A 19,117-nucleotide genomic window follows, 5' to 3' on the forward strand; every position below is an offset into this window, starting at 1 on the left:
GTTTTATAAGAAAGAGATTTACTTTATAAGAAAGTTTTTATCGGAAAAATGAGTTATTAATCGAATTTTTTTTAAAAAAATACTTTAAAAGTTTGTACAAACAAAAAACATGCTTATATTTGCACTCGCAATGCGGAAGTAGCTCAGTTGGTAGAGCTCCAGCCTTCCAAGCTGGTTGTCGCGAGTTCGAGCCTCGTCTTCCGCTCAAAGCCTTGAAGAAATTCAAGGCTTTTTTATTTCTACTTTTTTGGAATCAAAGGGGATCAAACGCAAAATTTATATTTTAACGAATCGGATTCTGTATTTAAGAACCCGATCCATTCTGTTTTTAAAAGTTTAAAAGATTATTTTAAAAAATTTAGATTCTCCCCAGGGGCCATTTCTACTGCAAACTCACCTGATCGGAAAAGTCTTGCCGTAAGTTCACCTCTTAGAAAAATATCAGAATCATAAACTTCTAACCAACTTCCTTCTCGTAATCCCAAAACAGGAATTGTACTTAGTTTGTGAAATTCGTTAATACGAGTTTCTCTAGTTTCTCCCATGTGTGTAGAGCCTTCGATAGGATCTAGATAATGAGGGTTTAGATTAAAAGAAATTAGACCTAATGTGTCAAAACTAGGCGGCAAAATGATAGGCATATCATTCGTAGTGTTTATTGTTCTTCCTCCAATATTACTTCCTGCGCTAGTTCCTAAATAAGGAGTTCCCTTTTTAATAACTTCTTTTAAAACAGGAATTAGACCTTTTTCATAAAGTTTAGTGACTAATAAAAAAGTATTGCCACCGCCTGTAAAAATAGCTTCAGCATTTTTTACTGCTTCTATTGTGTTTTCAAATTCGTGAATCCCCTTTACTGTAATTCCAATTTTAGAAAAAGCTTCTTTTACTTTTGCTGTGTACTCTTCATAACTTATTCCGCTTGGTTGTGCATACGGTATAAAAAGTATAGATCTTACTTCATTAAAATGTTTGCTTAAGGTTGGAAGTAAATATTCTAAATAACCACCGTTATATAAGGTGGATGTGCTTGCTAAAATAACTTTTTTCATCTCTTTTAATTTGATTCAAATATACAGAATTAACAAAATTTTACTATTTTATTGACTAAAATGTCCGCTATTTTTACAAAAAAAAGATGTCTAGAATTCGTGTGTTTTTATTTTTTAGTATACAGGTTGTATTTGCTCAAGAAAAACTTAGAGGAAGGTTAGAAGTAGATTTGGTAAAAAAGGACAGCTTGATTGTTGTTAATAGAACTACAGGGCAATGGGTTTATACAAGTATTATGGGAGAGTTTGAGTTGTCTGCTTGTCCGAAAGATATATTAGTAGTGACTTCCCCAAAAAATAGAGCCACTTCAGATACAGTTAAATGCAAATTCTTTTAAATAGAGTGTGTTTTTACTACATATTTCTTCTAAAATAAAAGAATTAGAAGGGGTGTATATCAAGCAATTTTCAGTCAAATCATTAGGAATTATAGGTAAAAATGAACAAGAATATACCTTTATAGAAAGAAAGTTACACACGGCAAAGGGAAGGGGTAAAAATTGTTATGGTTTAAATTCAAAGGTGTCTTTAGATGGAACTCTAAATGTGTTTTCAGGGAAAAATCAAATGTTGCAAAAAGCACTAGAAAATGAAAAATATGAATCGAATGCTTTGCAATTATTAAATAAACTAACGGAAGATTTTTTCCTTTTTACATTAAAAATTAAGAAGGAATATTTAAGGGGGTCATAGTTTTTGCATCTGAGGATTTTTTAATAGATAAAAATTTTTTAAAAAAAATCTTGTAAACTTGAGACTTCGATTGATAGAACTCGTTTTTAAATTTAATGAACGGAACATGAGTGAAAAATAAACAATAATATTTCTTTTATTTGCTGTTTTTTAATGACATTCTGATAGGGTAAAATACTCTTAGAAGAAATTGTTCAATCGGATATAGGTGTTTTAGAATCAATCTTAGTGGTAAATCAAACGACTAAAAAAGCAATCATACGATAGATGAAAGATAAATTTGTATAGAAGCAGCTCTGGCAAATACATTAGTTTTTACTTCTGTAATTCATATTTTTAAGAAGACTTTTATAAAAAAAACAGATGATTTTTTGATTTATTCTTCTGAAAATCCCAAAGTCATCAACACTCAGAAATCAAAAGGAGATGGAGTTTTGTGTTTCCTTTTACTAGATTTAGCCTGTAGATATAAAGAAATAATAGCCGTTCAAAAACAATGTTTTATAAAATGATTAAAAAAACACCATTTATTTTAATAGCCTTTTTGTTATTAAGCTCTTTTGTAGTTCACAAATTTTACGTTTCTATATACCAGATTAATTATGTGTCTGAAAAGAAAAGACTTCAGATAACAACTCGAATTTTTATAGATGATTTAAACCAAGTGTTGTCCTCTAAATACCATGTGAAAACAGCTCTAGGTGAAAAAGAAGAAAGCGAAAGAGATGTTGAATTAATGAGGAAATATTTACAGGAAACGTTTAAGATAAAAATAAATGGAAAGTTAAAACCTTTAGAACTTGTGCAAAAAGAAATAGAAGCAAATGTATTGGTTGGGTATTATAAAATAGAAAACATCACTCAATTAAAAATTCTTGAAATACAAAACAATACGTTACTAGAACTTAATGACGAGCAACAAAATATTATTCATATAAACAATAAAGGAGTGAAAAATAGCTTTTTATTTTCAGGTAATAATATAAGTGGAATGTTAAAGTATTGATAAATATTTAAAGAAATTAAAAAAAGAATTTATTTTAGCCCTCTAAGTTTTTATAATTAAAGTACGAACCAATTTGTAATAGTATAGATGAAAAAACTAACGTTTCTAGTAGTTGCATTATTCTCTATTTTTTTAGGAGTCGCTCAAGAATCAAAAAGTAGGTCTAAATCCGAAACACACACCGATCAAAGTAAGTTTCGTCAAATGTATGATTTGATGGCTACCCCCAATATGTATCGTACAGCATCAGGAGCTCCAGGTCCTGAGTACTATCAGCAGCGTGCAGACTATAAAATGGATGTTGAATTAGATGATAAAAAAGCACGTTTGTACGGAACAGAAACCATTACTTATACTAATAATGCAAAAGAATCATTAGATTATTTATGGTTGCAATTAGATCAAAACTTATTTGCAAAAACCTCTAAAACACCTTTAGTAAGGAGCGAAAAGGTAGATCCCGCTATAAGTGCCAGAGCATTTTCCCGTACTTATATGGAGGAAAAATTTGATGGAGGTTTTAAAATAGAATATGTAAAAGATGCTGTAGGACAGCCCATTTCTTATACCGTAAACGAAACCATGATGCGTATTAACCTAAAAACACCTTTGACAAAAGGGCAAAAATTTGTTTTTACAATAAAATGGTGGTATAACATAGGGAATTATATGGTAGATGGAGGACGTAGTGGTTATGAACAATTTCCAGACGGGAATAGGCTATATGTCTTGGCGCAATTCTTTCCTCGTATGGCTGTATACAATGATGTAGAAGGTTGGCAAAATATGCAATTCTGGGGACAAGGGGAGTTTGCTCTCCCTTTTGGAGACTATGAAGTAAACATAACTGTGCCAGCCGATCATATCATGGAGGCTACAGGTACTTTACAAAACAGAACAGAGGTTTTAACACCCATTCAGTTGCAACGTTATTTACAAGCAGAAAAAACTTTTGATAACCCTGTAATTATAGCCACACAAGAAGAAGCAATAGAAAGAGAAAAATCTTGGTCTGACAAAAAGAAAGTATGGCGTTTTAAAGCGGAAAATGTACGTGATTTTGGGGTATCTACTTCACGAAAATTTATTCTTGATGCTATGGCGGTTCAGCTAGGAGACAAAAAAGTAATGGCAACTTCTATCTATCCTAAGGAAGGAAATCCGTTATGGGAACAATATTCTACTAAAATCGTAGCACATACTCTAAAAAGTTATTCAGCTAAAACATTTGATTATCCTTATCCTAAAGCCGTTTCAGTTAACGCGCAAGATCAAGGGATGGAATATCCTATGATTTGTTGGAATTTTGGAAGACCAGATGAAAAAGGCAACTACTCAGATCATCTAAAATACGGTATGATGGGCGTTATAATTCATGAAGTAGGACACAATTTCTTTCCTATGATTGTCAATTCAGATGAACGTCAATGGACATGGATGGATGAAGGGTTGAATACATTTTTAGAATATTTAGCAGAAATTGAATGGGATCCTAATTTTCCAACAGATCGTGGTCCAGCTAAAATGATTGTTCCGTATATGAGTGGCGATCAAAATGGTATAGAGCCTATTATGTCTAATTCAGAAGTAATAAAACAATTCGGGAATAACGCCTATGGGAAACCAGCAACAGGGTTGAATATTTTAAGAGAAACCATTATGGGACACGAACTTTTTGATTATGCGTTTAAGACTTATGCAAATCGTTGGAAGTTTAAACACCCTACACCAGAAGATTTTTTTAGAACCATGGAAGATGCCTCAGGAGTTGATTTAGATTGGTTTTGGCGCGGTTGGTTTTATACGACAGATTATAACGATATAGGAATAAAAGAGGTCAAACAGTTTTTTGTAACGAATGATGAACCAGTAGGATTTAAAGCACAAGAAGTAACACGAAGAAATCGTTTTAGAGCTTCAGGTCCTAAGGTGTACATGGTTGAAAAAGCAAGCGGAGATTTTAAATCAGAAATGAATAAACCTTTTGAAACCAAAGAAATTAAAGCCCTAGAAGATTTTGTTAATGCAAATTTTACAACTGAAGAAAAAACTAAATTAGTAACACCTAAATATTTTTATCAAGTAACTTTTGATAAACCAGGAGGTTTAGTAATGCCATTGTTAGTTGAAATTACCTATGAAGATGGAACAATGGAAAATCATAAATTTCCCGCTCAAATTTGGTTAAAAAACGACAAGGAAGTTTCGCGTATTTTTGCGACTCAAAAAATTATTAAAAAAATAAAAGTAGATCCTAAAGAAGAAACAGCAGATATAGATGTTTCTAATAATAGTTGGCCTAAAGAAGAAATTAAATCTAAATTTGATTAAAAAAGGTGTATTCGTTTTTCTAAACTTGTCATTTTTACGTATAGTGTAGAATGACAAGTTTTTTATTTCTTTTAACGTATATTGTTTGAATTTCTATTTACCTTTGTGAAAAGTAAAAAATAATCTTATGTTCGGAATTGGCGGAGGCGAATTGATATTTATCATCTTTATTGCTTTAATGCTCTTTGGAGCAGATAAAATACCAGATGTAGCACGTACTCTAGGTAAGGGAATGGCACAGTTGAAGAATGCAACAAATGACCTCAAATCAGAAATTCAAAACAGTACTACTGGAAAAGAAATTACGCAAATGACTACTGATTTTTCGAAAGAAGTAGAAAATATAAAACAAAACGTTCAAGAACGTATAATGAAAGATGCTCCTACTCAAAATCCTCTGGATATTACAAAAGAAATAAATGAAGTAAAAGAAAATTTTGAAGATTTAACAGGTCCCATAAAACGTCAAATGTAATGTTAGAGCGCGTAATAGAATTAGATAAACAACTTTTTATTTTTTTAAACAGTCTAGGGTCTCAGCCATTTGATGGTTATTGGCTGTTTGTTACTAAACAATTTCATTGGACTCCTTTTTTTATGGCTGTCTTATATTTAGTGTATAAAAAAGTAGGCGGATGGAAACCTTTTTTATTTATTATAATAACCATTGCCTTGTTAGTTGCTGTAACAGATCAATTCACTAATTTAGTAAAAGAAACAGTTCAACGATTACGTCCTTGTAGTACGCCTGAACTAAAAGGAATCATACGAATAGTAAAAAGCAGTGAGACTTTTAGTTTCTTTTCGGGTCATGCTGCTAATTCTATGGCAAGTACCGTTTTTGTGTATTTAATACTTAAGGAAAATTATAAATATGCGTATGTACTTTTCTTATTCCCATTAATTTTTGCGTACAGTCGTATTTATTTAGGATTGCATTATCCAGGAGATATATTAACCGGTTATATAGTAGGAATTATTTTAGGAATATCTTTTAACAGGCTATACCGTACAATAAAAATAAAAATGAGCAGTAGTTTATAAAACTCTGCTCATAGTTAGTCCATCTCTTATTGGAAGTAAAACAGTTTCTACTCTAGGATCCTCTTTTAAGAGTTGGTTGTATTCTAGGAGAACTCGCGTACTTTTATCATTGGCTTTTACTTCTTCAAGTACTTTACCACTCCATAAGACATTATCGGATAAGATAACGCCTCCAGGATTCATCATAGGAATGATGAGATGAAAATAGTTGATGTAATTTTCCTTGTCAGCATCTATAAAAACCAAATCAAATGTTTTGTTTAAAGTAGGAATGATTTCCAAGGCATTGCCTAAGTGCTGTTGTATTTGGTTAGCCCATACAGATTGATCAAAGTATTTCTTTTGAAAATCATATAATTCTTCGTTGTTGTCTATGGTGTCAAGAGTGCCGTTTTTGTTAAGCCCTTCTGCCAAGCATAAAGCAGCATAGCCAGTATAAGTGCCTATTTCAAGAATAGTAGTAGGCCTAATTAATTTAGATAACATACTTAAGACACGTCCTTGAAAATGACCACTTAGCATACGTGGTTGTAATATCTTTTGATGAGTTTCTTTGTTTAAACGAGCGAGTAATTCAGGTTCGTTTTCGCTGTGATTAGCTACATAATTTTCTAAATCTTCTGAAATGAAATGCATAATTTTTTAATTGTCAAAACAGTAAACAAAATACAAAGTATTGTATAAAATCAGGTGTCCTAAAAGTTTACTGTTAAGTAATTACTTTTTAGACACCCATCAGATCTTATTTAATTAAGCCGTCTATGATTTTTTGTACAGGTTGAATAGATTTAGCATATTCTATAGTGGGACCTGCAACCCATACGGTTTTATAGGTAGCTTGAGTAGCTGCTTTTGTTACGGCATTATTTCCAATCATAAAACGAATTAATTTAGCCCATTTTTTTAAACGCTTATTGGTGTTTAGAAATCGTTCTAACCAATTTAGTTTAGTACCTATTTTTTGTACATAAGGAGTGTTGATAACGGTACAAGGTGTTCCTGAAATTTTTTCAGTCATTACAATATCTTTTGCTCCATAATCTACACAAGCTTGTTTGTATTCTTGCGATACTCCCGCTTCGGTAGAAGGAATAAAAAGACTTCCTATTGAAACACCAATAGCGCCATAACCAAGCATTTTATCTAAATCGTTTTTACATCCTACTCCACCAGCAGAAATTACAGGTAAAGAAGTATTTTCATCTAATAATTTAATTAGTTTTTCAGGGTCTACGTCACCTCTGTGTCCGCCAGCCTGATTGTTCACAGCTATAATGGCATCTGCTTTTAAACTTTCTACTTTTTTAGCAAATTTAAGATCTGTAACATCACAAAAAACCTTAACACCTGCTTTATGAGCTTCCTGTATAGTTTCTTCAGGGCTGCCTAATGAAGTAATGATAAAATCTACCTTTTCTTCGCAAAGAACTCTCAGTTGTTCTTTGTATTTTATGTTTGATTTGTTTACGATTAGGTTAAAACCAAAACTTCCCCCTTTTACTTTAGCCGCTTTTAGTTCTTGTATGGCTGCTCTAAGTTCTTCAAGTGTACGATAGTTTAAGGCAGGTATACAGCCTGCAACTCCCGCTTTCATACCTTCTATTACCATAGATGTATTAGAAACTAAAAACATAGGAGCCATTATAATAGGGTACTTTATATCCAATAATTCTGTTAATATAGTCTTTGCCATAATTGTAAATTTGACCAAATATAAGAAAAATATATATTATGCTTGCATATAAAAAAACAGCTAAAAACTTTAGAAAAGAAACTTTGTTAATACTCTATACGATTTAATATTTGAAAAATTAAGAATTATTATCTTTGCCCCATGCAAACAGAAAAAAGAGATATACGAGCGTTAAGTAAAGAAGAACTAAGAACCTTTTTTGTTTCTAATGGCGATAAAGCGTTTAGAGGGAATCAAGTTTATGAATGGTTGTGGCAAAAAAAGGCACACAAATTTGAAGATATGACAAGCCTTTCGAAAGCTACTCGAGAAATGTTAGAACAAAACTTTGTGATTCAGCATATAGAGGTAGATCAAATGCAGAGGAGTGAGGATGGAACCGTAAAAAATGCAGTTCGTTTGCATGATGGATTAGTGGTTGAATCTGTATTAATTCCTACAGAAACCCGAACAACAGCTTGTGTTTCTAGTCAAGTAGGATGCAGCTTAGATTGTAATTTTTGTGCAACGGCTCGCCTAAAGAGAATGCGCAATTTAGAACCTGGTGAAATTTATGATCAAGTAGCCGCTATAGACTCGGAAAGTCGTTTGTATTATAATCGTCCGTTATCAAATATTGTTTTTATGGGGATGGGAGAGCCTTTAATGAACTACCCTAATGTAATGAAAGCAATTGATAAAATAACGTCTCCAGAAGGATTAGGGATGTCCCCTAAACGAATTACGGTTTCTACATCAGGGATTTCTAAAATGATAAAAAAGATGGCTGATGATGATGTAAAATTTAAACTAGCCGTTTCTTTACATTCCGCTGTTGAAGAAATCAGAAATAAAATCATGCCTTTTACTAAAAATTTTCCTCTAACTGATTTGCGAGAAGCTTTAGAATATTGGTACAAAAAAACAAAGAGTAAAGTAACTTACGAATATGTTGTTTGGAAAGGTATTAATGACGACAAACGATCAATAGAGGCTTTGGTTAAATTTTGTAAATACGTTCCTTGTAAAGTTAATTTAATAGAATACAACCCAATAGATGATGGAGCTTTTCAACAAGCATCTGAACAATCTATTAATCAATATATCAAAGCTCTAGAATCAGTTGATGTAGTGGTTAAAGTGCGTAGGAGTAGAGGAAAAGATATAGATGCAGCATGCGGCCAACTAGCGAATAAAGAAATTTAAAAAAGAGGTATGCTAAAATAATAGAACAGTACCTCTTTTTAAGTTATTTCGTTTTTTCTCTGAAAATACTTTCTAAATTTTTGTTTTTTTGCGAAAGTTGCAATGTCTTTAATCCATTAATTTGAGCAAAATCAAAAAGAACCGGTCGCATATCTTGTTCAGAATGAAAAGTTAATACCCAATAATTATCATTTTTAGTGTAGGAACTAATATTGGGTATTTGAATGAGCAGTGTTTCATTGATTTCTTTGTCAAACTCAACTTCTATTACTTGTTCATTGGTTTCGGTTATCAAATGGTCAATTTGGTTGTCCGCTACAATTTTTCCGTGATTGATAATAATAACGCGGTCACAAATAGCCTCCACTTCTTGCATGATATGAGTAGATAGAAAAACCGTTTTGTCTTTTCCAATATTTCTAATTAAATCGCGGATTTCAATGATTTGATTAGGATCCAATCCCGTTGTTGGCTCATCTAAAATAAGGACCTCTGGATTGTGTAACAAGGCGGTTGCTAGGCCTACACGTTGTCGATATCCTTTAGAAAGTTGACTGATTTTTTTATGACTTTCGGGGATTAAACCTGTAAGAGAAATTACTTCCTCTATACGAGAAGTACTTACTTTATATATATTAGCATTAAAATTCAGGTACTCGCGAACATAAAGATCTAAATATAATGGATTGTGTTCCGGTAAATAGCCTACGGATTTTTGAACATCAAGTGACTGAGTATTTACATCAAACCCGTTTACTTTAGCAGAACCTTCATCAGCGCATATATAAGTGGTTAAGATCTTCATTAAAGTAGATTTTCCAGCGCCATTAGGACCTAAAAAACCAACAATTTCGCCCTTGTTTACTTTAAATGAAACAGTATCTAATGCTTTTTGAGCACCATAACTTTTAGAAACATTTTGAATTTCTATAGACATAAATCTAAGTATTTACAGCAAAAATAAGAAAAACCCTTAAAAATAATTAAATAGTTTTCTGTTTTAAAAAAAAATAGTAGTTTTGTAAGACGAAGAAAAACGTATGAACCATTTAGTAACATTATATAACAACTTTTTTTATTACTTCTTTTGGAAAGGAGAGGGGTTGTTATGGTGTTAACTGAATAAGTTTAGATTTACAATACTATACAATCCCGAGGTACAAAACTTCGGGATTTTTTTTATTAATTTTTATCAAAAGTATATGCGAGTTACAGTTGCTATTCAAGGTATAAAAGGATCATTTCATCAACAAGTTGCTCAGAATTATTTTGGGGAAAATATTGAAATAGTTGAGTGTAAAACTTTTAAAGAAGTAACAAAACAACTAAAAAAGGGAATGGTAGATTATGGTGTGATGGCTATAGAAAATTCGATAGCAGGGAGTTTGATTCCTAATTATGCTTTGATAGACGAAAATCAACTAAACGTATTAGGCGAATACTTTTTGAAAATAAGCCTTAATCTAATGACACTTTCTGGTCAAAAAATAGAGAATATAAAAGAGGTGCATTCACATCCTATTGCTTTATTACAATGTGCCAAATTCTTAGAAAAGAATAAACATATTAAGGTTATTGAAAGTTCAGACACGGCCATCACAGCAAAAAGAATAAGTGAAAAAAAACTAAAAGGAATAGCTGCTTTGGCGGGACCAATAGCCTCCGAAGTATATGGATTAGAAATTTTAGCTAAAGAAATACAATCAGTAGAAAGTAGTATTACCCGTTTTATGATCGTAGAAAAAATAAAAACAGATATAAAAACAGATAAGGTAAATAAAGCTTCTATTAAATTTGAACTAGATAATACCCCAGGAGGATTAGCAACCGTTTTGAATGTCATGAATAATTGTAAATTAAATTTAACAAAAATTCAATCAATGCCAATTATAGAAAAACCCTTTCAGTATTCTTTTTTTGTAGATGTTGTTTTTGAAGAATACAGTTATTTTGAAAAAGCTAAAAGTATTTTAGAATTAATGACAACACATTTTAAACTTTTGGGGGAGTATGAATCAGGAGATATGCCTTTAAATCAAAACATAGATAATCATGATTTAATTTTAATGAATGTATAATGGAAATAAAAAAAGAAAATAGAAAATGGTTGGATGATCTAAAATTAAATCATCCCCTTGTAATTGCAGGGCCTTGCAGTGCAGAAACAGAAGAACAAGTTTTAGCTGTGGCTCATGAATTAAAAAATAGTGATGTAAGTATTTTTAGAGCAGGTATATGGAAACCTCGCACCAGACCTGGAGGGTTTGAAGGAGTAGGAGAAATAGGGTTAAAGTGGTTGAAAAGAGCTAAAGAAGAAACCGGAATGCTGATTGCAACTGAAGTGGCAACTGCTCAACATGTAAAATTAGCATTAGAATATGATGTAGACCTTCTTTGGATAGGAGCTCGTACGACTGTTAATCCGTTTGCGGTTCAAGAAATAGCAGATGCACTACAAAATACAGATAAAATGGTGTTGCTTAAAAATCCAGTTAATCCTGATTTATCGCTCTGGATAGGTGGTTTAGAAAGATTATATCAAGCAGGTATAAAAAAAATAGGGGTTATTCATAGAGGTTTTTCTACTTATGAAAAAACAAAATACCGCAATAATCCAGAGTGGCAAATAGCAATTGATTTACAAAACAAATTTCCAGAACTAGTTATTATTTGTGATCCATCTCATATTACAGGAAAACGGGACATGATTCAAGATGTTTCACAGCAAGCTCTTGATATGAATTTCGACGGGCTAATGATTGAAACGCATTGTAATCCTGATCAGGCATGGAGTGATGCACCACAACAAGTAACACCTCTAACTTTAAAACAAATGTTTATTGATTTAAGAGTTCGTAAAATAGAAGAAAATTCAGATGATTATCATAAACGCATTTCTAAATTTAGAACTCAAATTGATGATTTTGACGAAAAGTTATTAGAAATTTTAAGTAAACGTATGAAAATAGTAGATCAAATAGGGTTGCTTAAAAAAGAAAAAAATGTAGCCATATTACAAAACAATCGTTGGAATGAAATTCTTGAAAAGATTATTTTGGAAGGAGCAGAAAAAGGGCTAAGTGAAGAATTTGTGCTAAAGATATTCAAAACCATACATCAAGAAAGTATTGCTCATCAAGAAAAAGTGTATAAATTATAGGATATTAGAGTGAGGATTCGTGAATTTTGATTGTTGATTTGCCTACATTTGCATGAATTTTTAATCTACATTTACTAATCCTCAATCGTTAATCTAAATGACAGGAATTGTTTATAAATCTACTGGAAGTTGGTACACGGTAAAAACCAAAGAAAATCAATTTTTAGAATGCCGTATAAAAGGGAAATTTCGTATAAAAGGAATTAAGAGTACCAATCCTCTAGCAGTAGGAGATATCGTAGATTATGAATTAGATACTTCTGCTGATCAAACGGTTGGTGTTATAACAAATATTCACGAAAGAAAAAACTATATTGTTCGTAAGTCTGTGAACCTTTCTAAGCAAACCCATATTATTGCGTCCAATATAGATGTCGTATTTTTGTTAGTTACCATTAATAATCCCATAACAACAACCAGTTTTATTGATCGTTTTCTAGTAACGGCAGAAGCCTATGGAATTGAAGCCGTTTTAGTATTCAATAAAATAGATACCTATGATGATAAAACCCTTGATGATCAATTGTATCTTCAATATATATATGCTAATATTGGCTATCAATGCTTGCGAGTTTCTGCTAAACAAAATAAAGGAATAGAAGATTTAAAAGTATTAATGAAAGATAGAGTTTCTATGTTTTCAGGACATTCAGGAGTAGGTAAATCAACGTTAGTAAATGCTTTAGAACCTACATTAAATCTAAAAACAAAAGAAATTTCAGAACAACATCAGCAGGGACAACATACCACTACTTTTGCTGAAATGTTTGATTTAGAGTTTGGAGCTAAAATTATAGATACACCTGGTATTCGAGGCTTTGGAGTAGTAGACATGGAAAAACAAGAAATAGGAGATTATTTCCCAGAATTTTTTGCTTTAAAAGAGCAGTGTAAATTTAATAATTGTTTGCATAAAGAAGAACCTCATTGTGCTGTAAAAGAAGCTTTAGATGCTGATGCAATAGCTTGGTCAAGATATAATTCATATTTGCAAATATTAGAGGGAGATGATGAAACGTATAGAAATGATATTTATAAAAATAATGAGGAATTATACTAGATAATAAATAGTCCCTTTTTTGGGAATGTCTTACAAATAATAAAATCTATCAATTTGCAAGTAAATAAAATCTTTTTGACCAAAAGAATTATTAATAAACTCTCTAGTTAAAAGTGTTTGATTAGGAAATAAAGAGCCCGTAAACGATATTTTATTTTAAACGTATATGAAAGTTGTAATTCAGCGTGTTTCAGAAGCCTCTGTAACCATAGAAAACGAAATTGTTGCAAAAATTAAGCAAGGACTTTTAATATTGGTTGGGATTCAAGATTTAGATAATCAAGAAGATTCCACCTGGTTAAGTTCAAAAATTGTAAACCTCCGGATTTTTGATGATGAGGAAGGTGTTATGAATCGTTCTATTAAAGACATTAATGGAGAAATAATTGTAGTAAGTCAATTTACATTATATGCTCAAACCAAAAAAGGAAATAGACCTAGTTATATAAAAGCGTCAAAACCTGATGTAGCCATTCCTCTCTACGAATCATTCGTTAAACAAATAGAAACCGATTTAGAAAAGCCAATTCAGACAGGAAGATTTGGAGCAGATATGAAAGTCCGCTTAGTAAATGACGGTCCTGTAACCATACTAATGGATACAAAAAACAAAGAATAATTAATAAAAAAAATATTTATAAACGATATCCTATTTATAAAATATTTAGAAGAAATAATTCAAGGCTTCATGAATTTCTACAATTGAAATAAATACTTATTTCAATTGTGTCTTAAAACCATTTATGTTTTTCTTTAATACTTAAAAAATGTAATTATGAATATAAAAAACGCCCAGCAAGAAGTAGATAATTGGATTAAAAATCACGGGGTACGTTATTTTAACGAATTAACGAATATGGCTCAGCTTACAGAAGAGGTAGGAGAAGTAGCCAGAATTATAGCGCGCAGATATGGAGAACAGTCAGAAAAAGAAAGCGATAAAAATAAAGACTTAGGCGAAGAATTAGCAGATGTTGTATTTGTTGTTTTATGTTTAGCCAATCAAACAGGGGTTGACTTGCAAACGGCTTTTGATAAAAAAATGGATCTAAAAACAAAACGAGATCACGATCGTCACCATAACAACGAAAAATTGAAATAGTATAGGGTTTTAAGTTACCTATACTTCATAGCTTGTATATATATCAATAAGAAAGGCCGTTGAAAAAGCAATACAAGAAAAACGATAGATCTACATTTTACCATCTGAATACTAAGAATAAAGATTTGAACAGTGGAAATAAAACTTCAAAAATCAGTTGTAAATAATGAACAACAGCCCATTAAAATAACAGGTAGCAAATCAGAAACCAATAGGTTATTACTATTACAAGCGCTGTATCCAAATATTGTGGTAGAAAATATATCCAATTCGGACGATTCAGAGGTAATGCAAAAAGCTTTAAACGGTTCTTTTGAAGGGGTGGTAGACGTGCATCATGCTGGAACAGCTATGCGTTTTTTAACTGCCTTTTTTGCCATTCAAGAAGGAAAAGAAATAATACTAACGGGGTCTTCTCGTATGAAAGAGCGACCTATTAAAATTTTAGTAGAAGCTTTACAACAACTAGGTGTTGAAATTTTATATTTAGAAAACGAAGGTTTTCCGCCTATTAAAATTAAAGGAAAAAAAATAACCCAAAATAAAGTAATATTGCCCGCCCATGTAAGCAGTCAGTATATATCTGCTTTGCTCTTAATTGCTCCAACATTAGAGAAAGGATTAGAGCTAACGTTAGAAGGACAGATTACTTCTATTCCGTATATCCAAATGACTTTATCATTGTTAAACGAAATGGGAGTCCAAACATCTTTTGAAGAAAATAACATTACAGTCAATCCGAAATCCGAAATCCAAAATCCAAAATTTACAGTTGAGTCTGATTGGAGTTCTGCATCTTATTGGTATTCTATTGTAGCACTTTCGGAATTAGGTACACAAATAACGCTTTGTAGTTACAAAAAAAATAGCTTACAAGGAGATGCCGTTCTGGCAGAAATTTATCAGTATTTTGGTGTCGAAACTATTTTTAATAACAATACAATAATATTAAAAAAAAGAACACCTCATTCAGAATTTATAACTTATAACCTGAATACTTGCCCAGATATAGCCCAAACAATTGCGGTAACCTGTTTGGGCCTTGGAATAGGATGTGATTTGTATGGTTTGCATACCCTAAAGATTAAAGAAACAGACCGTTTAGAAGCCTTGAAATTAGAGTTCACTAAATTAGGTGCTGAAGTAATGGTTACTGCCGAATCATTACATTTAAAACCTTCCACGTTTATTAATCAAAATATCAGCATAAAAACCTATCAAGATCACAGAATGGCAATGGCTTTTGCCCCGCTTGCACTTCAAGTACCTATTACAATAGAAAATGCTGAGGTAGTAAGTAAATCATATCCTTATTTTTGGAAAGATCTACAAACGGTAGGTTTTGTTTATACGAAAGTACTATGAGATAAGCGATGTAAGTAGAAAAAATAAAAACACCCTCAAGGTACGCTACGCCTTTATGTAGAAAAGTTACAGGGTTTTTGGTTCCCAATATTTTAGAGCAAGATAAGGAAGCTTAAGGATTTTAGCGGTATATAAAGCCTACGATAAATAGAATTAAGAAAGATTCCTTTTTAAAAGAGTATGGGGACTTTATGAGTGTAAAGAATGCAAATCTTTTCTGTTGATAAAATTTTTATTTATAATAGAGTTCTAAAAGAAAAGGAAATAAATTTAATTAAAGATCAGCATCAAAACGCATTAAATTATACGGACTTATCTCGTCCGAATTTAATAAAAAAGATCTAAAAAAGACACTTTATTCGAATCCCGTTAATCCAAATTTAAATACAGATATTGAAAATGAAAAAATTATACTTTTAATCGTAGCTGTTTTTGGGGAAGCTTACAATACCAAGCAAATAGACATGGCGGATCTTAAAGAAGGAATATAAAAGCTAAGAATAGAAGATATAAAGCGAAAGAGTCACGATAATACCAATCATTAAAAAACAAACATTTCTTATACAAATCCTTTGAGAGAAGGGGAAAAAAAGGAATAAAAAAATAAATCCTAATTTACTTGACAACCCCTCTTTTGCAATTGTATATTTGTACCCTTGATTTTCAGAAGACTTCTGGAATTTAATTTCTAAAATCTAACATAAAGTATGAAGTTATCCAATTTCAATTTTAATTTACCAGCTGAATTATTAGCTGAATACCCTGCGGAAAATCGTGATGAATCTCGTTTAATGGTAGTACACCGTAAAACAGGTGAAATTGAACACAAATTATTCAAAGATATCATTGAATATTTTGATGAAGGGGATGTAATGGTTGTAAACAATACTAAGGTATTCCCTGCACGTCTTTATGGAAATAAAGAAAAAACAGGAGCTCGTATTGAGGTATTCTTATTAAGAGAGTTAAATGCAGAACAACGTTTATGGGATGTATTGGTAGATCCAGCTCGTAAAATTCGTATTGGTAACAAACTATACTTTGGTGATGACGATTCATTAGTAGCTGAGGTAATTGATAATACAACTTCTCGTGGGAGAACATTGCGTTTCTTGTACGACGGTTCTTATGAAGAATTCCGCCAAAAATTAGTAGATTTAGGAGAAACACCAATTCCTAAATATATTAATCGTGAAGTAACCGAAGAAGACGCGGAACGTTATCAAACTATTTATGCTAAAGAAGAAGGAGCCGTTGCAGCACCCACTGCTGGTTTGCATTTTTCAAAGCACTTAATGAAGCGTTTGGAAATAAAAGGTATTAATTTTGCTGAGGTAACTCTACACGTAGGTTTAGGGACTTTTAATCCTGTTGAAGTAGAAGATTTATCAAAACATAAAATGGATTCAGAGGAAGTCTTAATTTCAGACGAAGCTTGTGAAACCGTTAATAAAGCTAAATTAAATAAAAAAAGGGTATGTGCTATAGGAACTACTACCATGCGCGCTATGGAAAGTTCTGTTTCCTCTAATAAAACATTAAACTCGTACCAAGGATGGACTAATAAATTTATTTTTCCTCCTTATGATTTTTCCGTTGCAGATTGCATGGTTACCAATTTTCATACACCTAAATCAACTTTGTTAATGATGATCTCAGCTTTTTGTGGTCATGATCTTATGATGAAGGCTTATAAAGAAGCAGTAGAGCAAAAATACCGATTCTATTCATACGGTGATGCGATGTTAATTTTATAATACATCCTTATAATTATAAAGGGTTATCTAAAAAACAAAAAATCTGATTAAAACATATTATTTAAGTAAATAATTTGAAAACAGATGCAATTAGGTTTAAAAAAATGTAATTTTTAGATAACTCTGGCTCAGATTAATTTTTTGGGGATTAAGCAAAAAGTTTCTCCATTCTAAAGAGGAAGAATTTAGTATCCACCACACCTCTTTGATTAGCTCTAAAGAGTTTTATTTTTGAGTTAAAGGATTCAGCATTTGCGTTTGTATGTCTTTTTACGAAGAAGTTTGCAATTGTTTCCAAATGATAATTTAAACTATTGGCAACGGTATTAAAGACAGTCATTTTTAATTCTTTGGTTTTGGATATCCAATTCAATATTTTTTGTTTAGCCTCTTCTTTTGAGGTGTATTCATAAATATTTCTAAACTCTTGGGTGTGTTTATATGCCTGATGTATTAGAGGATAATGTTGGAACAATATTTGGGCTCGCACTTTTTGGGTTTCTGTCCATTGGTTGGGTTTCTTGGCAATGATATAACGACATCGAGCCAATAGTTGTTTGGGAGTGTCTTGGTTTTCAAAAATTATTGGAATGTATTTTATTGCTTGCTCCTTTGCTTTTTTGATAGCCTGATTCTCTTTTTCAATCTCCTCCCAGCGATATTTTATCCTTAAATGCTGGAGAACTTCCATTACCAACTTTACCACATGAAAACGGTCTGTGACAAGGTAACTTTCAGGAAAACACATTCTTGATGCTGATTGCATATTGTTTGCCATGTCAAGTGTTATCGATTTTACTTGTTTTCTATGCGAAAGTGGAATTTTAGTAACCACATCAATAATGTCCTGACTTTTGCTGCCTTTTATAACCGCAACTAAGGATTTCTTTTTGCCTCTTCCTTGTTTATTGGTTACAAAAGTATACAGTTCACCTTTTGACAAACTTACTTCATCAATACTTAAATTCTCCCCTATATTTTCGGCATGGTCAAACTGTTTCCAACTTGTAAAACCACTGATTCTTTTTTTGTAATGTCTTGGCAGTAAATCAGCTTTAATGCCGTAATAACTGGCAATATTACTTATCGTATCTTCTCGGGCCTCGACCTGTACCTTTTAAAAAATTCAAAAGTTCAACAGTTAATTTTGGAACCTTCTGCAATAAAAGAATAATCGCTTTTAATTTCTGACTTATCTACTTTATTTCGTCACCTACGTCTTCTGATACCTAAATAAACAGCCTTTCCTCGTATTGGAAAATCTTGTATCAAAGTACGCTCACAAAAGCCTTTTGACTCATATTCCTCTGAAATGAAACCTTCGGGAATAATGTTCTTTTCATCAAGATAGATATAAAAGCAATCCTTTTTTGTTTGAATATCTCCTAATTCTATAAAATCAACAATATCAAAATGACATAATAATTCTTCGGGTAGAAAAGCAGAAAGTATCGAAAAATCCATTTACTTTTTTTGTCGCAATTTACAATTACTCCCCATATTTTTTATGTGAGCCATAACTCTTTTTTATTTAATTACATAATTACTTCAAAAAAACGGAGCCAATTACAGTTCTAAAAAACAATACCATTTAAACTTTGAATTTTCTTTTTAAAAATAGTACATCTATAAAAGCAACAAAAATTAGTGTTGGTTCTCGATGCGCTTC

20 protein-coding genes and 1 tRNA gene are annotated in these 19,117 nt (G+C 31.7%); 15 read left to right on the top strand and 6 right to left on the bottom strand.

What is annotated here, in order from left to right; all coding sequences use genetic code 11:
* Nucleotides 1–132: 132 nt before the first annotated feature.
* Nucleotides 133–205: transfer RNA gene (locus tag HUE53_RS09675), tRNA-Gly, on the top strand.
* Nucleotides 206–344: 139 nt separating this feature from the next.
* Here HUE53_RS09675 and pepE read toward each other — a convergent pair.
* Nucleotides 345–1,052, bottom strand: a complete 708-nt coding sequence (pepE, locus tag HUE53_RS09680) for a dipeptidase PepE (RefSeq protein ID WP_014164792.1) — start codon at nt 1,050–1,052, stop codon at nt 345–347.
* Between the two features lie 86 nt (nt 1,053–1,138).
* Between pepE and HUE53_RS09685 the strand changes: the two genes are divergently transcribed.
* From HUE53_RS09685 to HUE53_RS09710, 6 genes are all read left to right on the top strand, one after another.
* Nucleotides 1,139–1,390, top strand: coding sequence for a hypothetical protein (locus tag HUE53_RS09685; RefSeq protein ID WP_192188443.1), 252 nt, complete (start codon nt 1,139–1,141; stop codon nt 1,388–1,390).
* Nucleotides 1,391–1,397: 7 nt separating this feature from the next.
* Nucleotides 1,398–1,745, top strand: coding sequence for a hypothetical protein (locus HUE53_RS09690; RefSeq protein WP_192188444.1), 348 nt, complete (start codon nt 1,398–1,400; stop codon nt 1,743–1,745).
* Nucleotides 1,746–2,253: 508 nt separating this feature from the next.
* Entirely contained in the window at nt 2,254–2,751 is a 498-nt protein-coding gene (locus tag HUE53_RS09695) for a DUF6702 family protein (protein ID WP_225556133.1), read from the top strand.
* 87 nt (nt 2,752–2,838) lie between these two features.
* The gene (locus HUE53_RS09700) at nt 2,839–5,082 is read left to right on the top strand and encodes a M1 family metallopeptidase (protein ID WP_014164796.1); all 2,244 of its coding nucleotides are present in this window, start codon (nt 2,839–2,841) and stop codon (nt 5,080–5,082) included.
* A 127-nt stretch (nt 5,083–5,209) separates the two neighbouring features.
* Nucleotides 5,210–5,557, top strand: a complete 348-nt coding sequence (locus HUE53_RS09705) for a Sec-independent protein translocase subunit TatA/TatB (RefSeq protein ID WP_014164797.1) — start codon at nt 5,210–5,212, stop codon at nt 5,555–5,557.
* Entirely contained in the window at nt 5,557–6,126 is a 570-nt protein-coding gene (locus HUE53_RS09710) for a phosphatase PAP2 family protein (RefSeq protein ID WP_014164798.1), read from the top strand. Before HUE53_RS09705 ends, HUE53_RS09710 begins: the two co-directional genes overlap by 1 nt.
* Here HUE53_RS09710 and HUE53_RS09715 read toward each other — a convergent pair.
* A complete protein-coding gene (locus HUE53_RS09715; RefSeq protein WP_014164799.1) occupies nt 6,121–6,762 on the bottom strand; it encodes an O-methyltransferase in 642 nt (213 codons plus the stop codon). The genes HUE53_RS09710 and HUE53_RS09715 overlap by 6 nt on opposite strands.
* Nucleotides 6,763–6,868: 106 nt before the next feature.
* Complete coding sequence (locus HUE53_RS09720) at nt 6,869–7,819, bottom strand: NAD(P)H-dependent flavin oxidoreductase (protein WP_014164800.1); 951 nt, start codon at nt 7,817–7,819, stop codon at nt 6,869–6,871.
* Between the two features lie 141 nt (nt 7,820–7,960).
* Here HUE53_RS09720 and rlmN point away from each other — a divergent pair, with 141 nt between their 5' ends.
* Nucleotides 7,961–9,004, top strand: a complete 1,044-nt coding sequence (gene rlmN / locus HUE53_RS09725) for a 23S rRNA (adenine(2503)-C(2))-methyltransferase RlmN (RefSeq protein ID WP_014164801.1) — start codon at nt 7,961–7,963, stop codon at nt 9,002–9,004.
* A 43-nt stretch (nt 9,005–9,047) separates the two neighbouring features.
* Here rlmN and gldA read toward each other — a convergent pair whose 3' ends face one another.
* Nucleotides 9,048–9,941, bottom strand: a complete 894-nt coding sequence (gene gldA, locus HUE53_RS09730; RefSeq protein WP_138425229.1) for a gliding motility-associated ABC transporter ATP-binding subunit GldA — start codon at nt 9,939–9,941, stop codon at nt 9,048–9,050.
* Nucleotides 9,942–10,206: 265 nt separating this feature from the next.
* Between gldA and HUE53_RS09735 the strand changes: the two genes are divergently transcribed.
* From HUE53_RS09735 to queA, 7 genes are all read left to right on the top strand, one after another.
* Nucleotides 10,207–11,082 (top strand): prephenate dehydratase, encoded by an 876-nt coding sequence (locus HUE53_RS09735; protein ID WP_014164803.1) that lies wholly within the window; start codon nt 10,207–10,209, stop codon nt 11,080–11,082.
* The gene (locus HUE53_RS09740) at nt 11,082–12,164 is read left to right on the top strand and encodes a bifunctional 3-deoxy-7-phosphoheptulonate synthase/chorismate mutase type II (protein WP_014164804.1); all 1,083 of its coding nucleotides are present in this window, start codon (nt 11,082–11,084) and stop codon (nt 12,162–12,164) included. Before HUE53_RS09735 ends, HUE53_RS09740 begins: the two co-directional genes overlap by 1 nt.
* A 97-nt stretch (nt 12,165–12,261) precedes the next feature.
* The gene (gene rsgA / locus HUE53_RS09745) at nt 12,262–13,224 is read left to right on the top strand and encodes a ribosome small subunit-dependent GTPase A (RefSeq protein WP_077225441.1); all 963 of its coding nucleotides are present in this window, start codon (nt 12,262–12,264) and stop codon (nt 13,222–13,224) included.
* A gap of 166 nt (nt 13,225–13,390) precedes the next feature.
* Nucleotides 13,391–13,843 carry a D-aminoacyl-tRNA deacylase gene (dtd, locus tag HUE53_RS09750; protein WP_014164806.1) on the top strand — a complete coding sequence of 151 codons (453 nt, stop codon included), beginning with the start codon at nt 13,391–13,393 and terminating at the stop codon, nt 13,841–13,843.
* 156 nt (nt 13,844–13,999) lie between these two features.
* Nucleotides 14,000–14,326, top strand: coding sequence for a nucleotide pyrophosphohydrolase (locus HUE53_RS09755; RefSeq protein WP_014164807.1), 327 nt, complete (start codon nt 14,000–14,002; stop codon nt 14,324–14,326).
* 132 nt (nt 14,327–14,458) lie between these two features.
* Complete coding sequence (locus HUE53_RS09760) at nt 14,459–15,691, top strand: 3-phosphoshikimate 1-carboxyvinyltransferase (protein WP_014164808.1); 1,233 nt, start codon at nt 14,459–14,461, stop codon at nt 15,689–15,691.
* Nucleotides 15,692–16,398: 707 nt separating this feature from the next.
* The gene (gene queA / locus HUE53_RS09765) at nt 16,399–17,448 is read left to right on the top strand and encodes a tRNA preQ1(34) S-adenosylmethionine ribosyltransferase-isomerase QueA (protein ID WP_014164809.1); all 1,050 of its coding nucleotides are present in this window, start codon (nt 16,399–16,401) and stop codon (nt 17,446–17,448) included.
* A 148-nt stretch (nt 17,449–17,596) separates the two neighbouring features.
* Here queA and HUE53_RS09770 read toward each other — a convergent pair whose 3' ends face one another.
* The gene (locus tag HUE53_RS09770) at nt 17,597–18,535 is read right to left on the bottom strand and encodes an ISAon1 family transposase (RefSeq protein WP_394368219.1); all 939 of its coding nucleotides are present in this window, start codon (nt 18,533–18,535) and stop codon (nt 17,597–17,599) included.
* A gap of 122 nt (nt 18,536–18,657) precedes the next feature.
* Complete coding sequence (locus HUE53_RS09775; protein WP_225556134.1) at nt 18,658–18,912, bottom strand: ISAon1 family transposase N-terminal region protein; 255 nt, start codon at nt 18,910–18,912, stop codon at nt 18,658–18,660.
* Nucleotides 18,913–19,117: the final 205 nt, after the last annotated feature.

It is taken from the genome of Flavobacterium columnare, assembly GCF_014844295.1.
Classification (GTDB): domain Bacteria; phylum Bacteroidota; class Bacteroidia; order Flavobacteriales; family Flavobacteriaceae; genus Flavobacterium; species Flavobacterium columnare.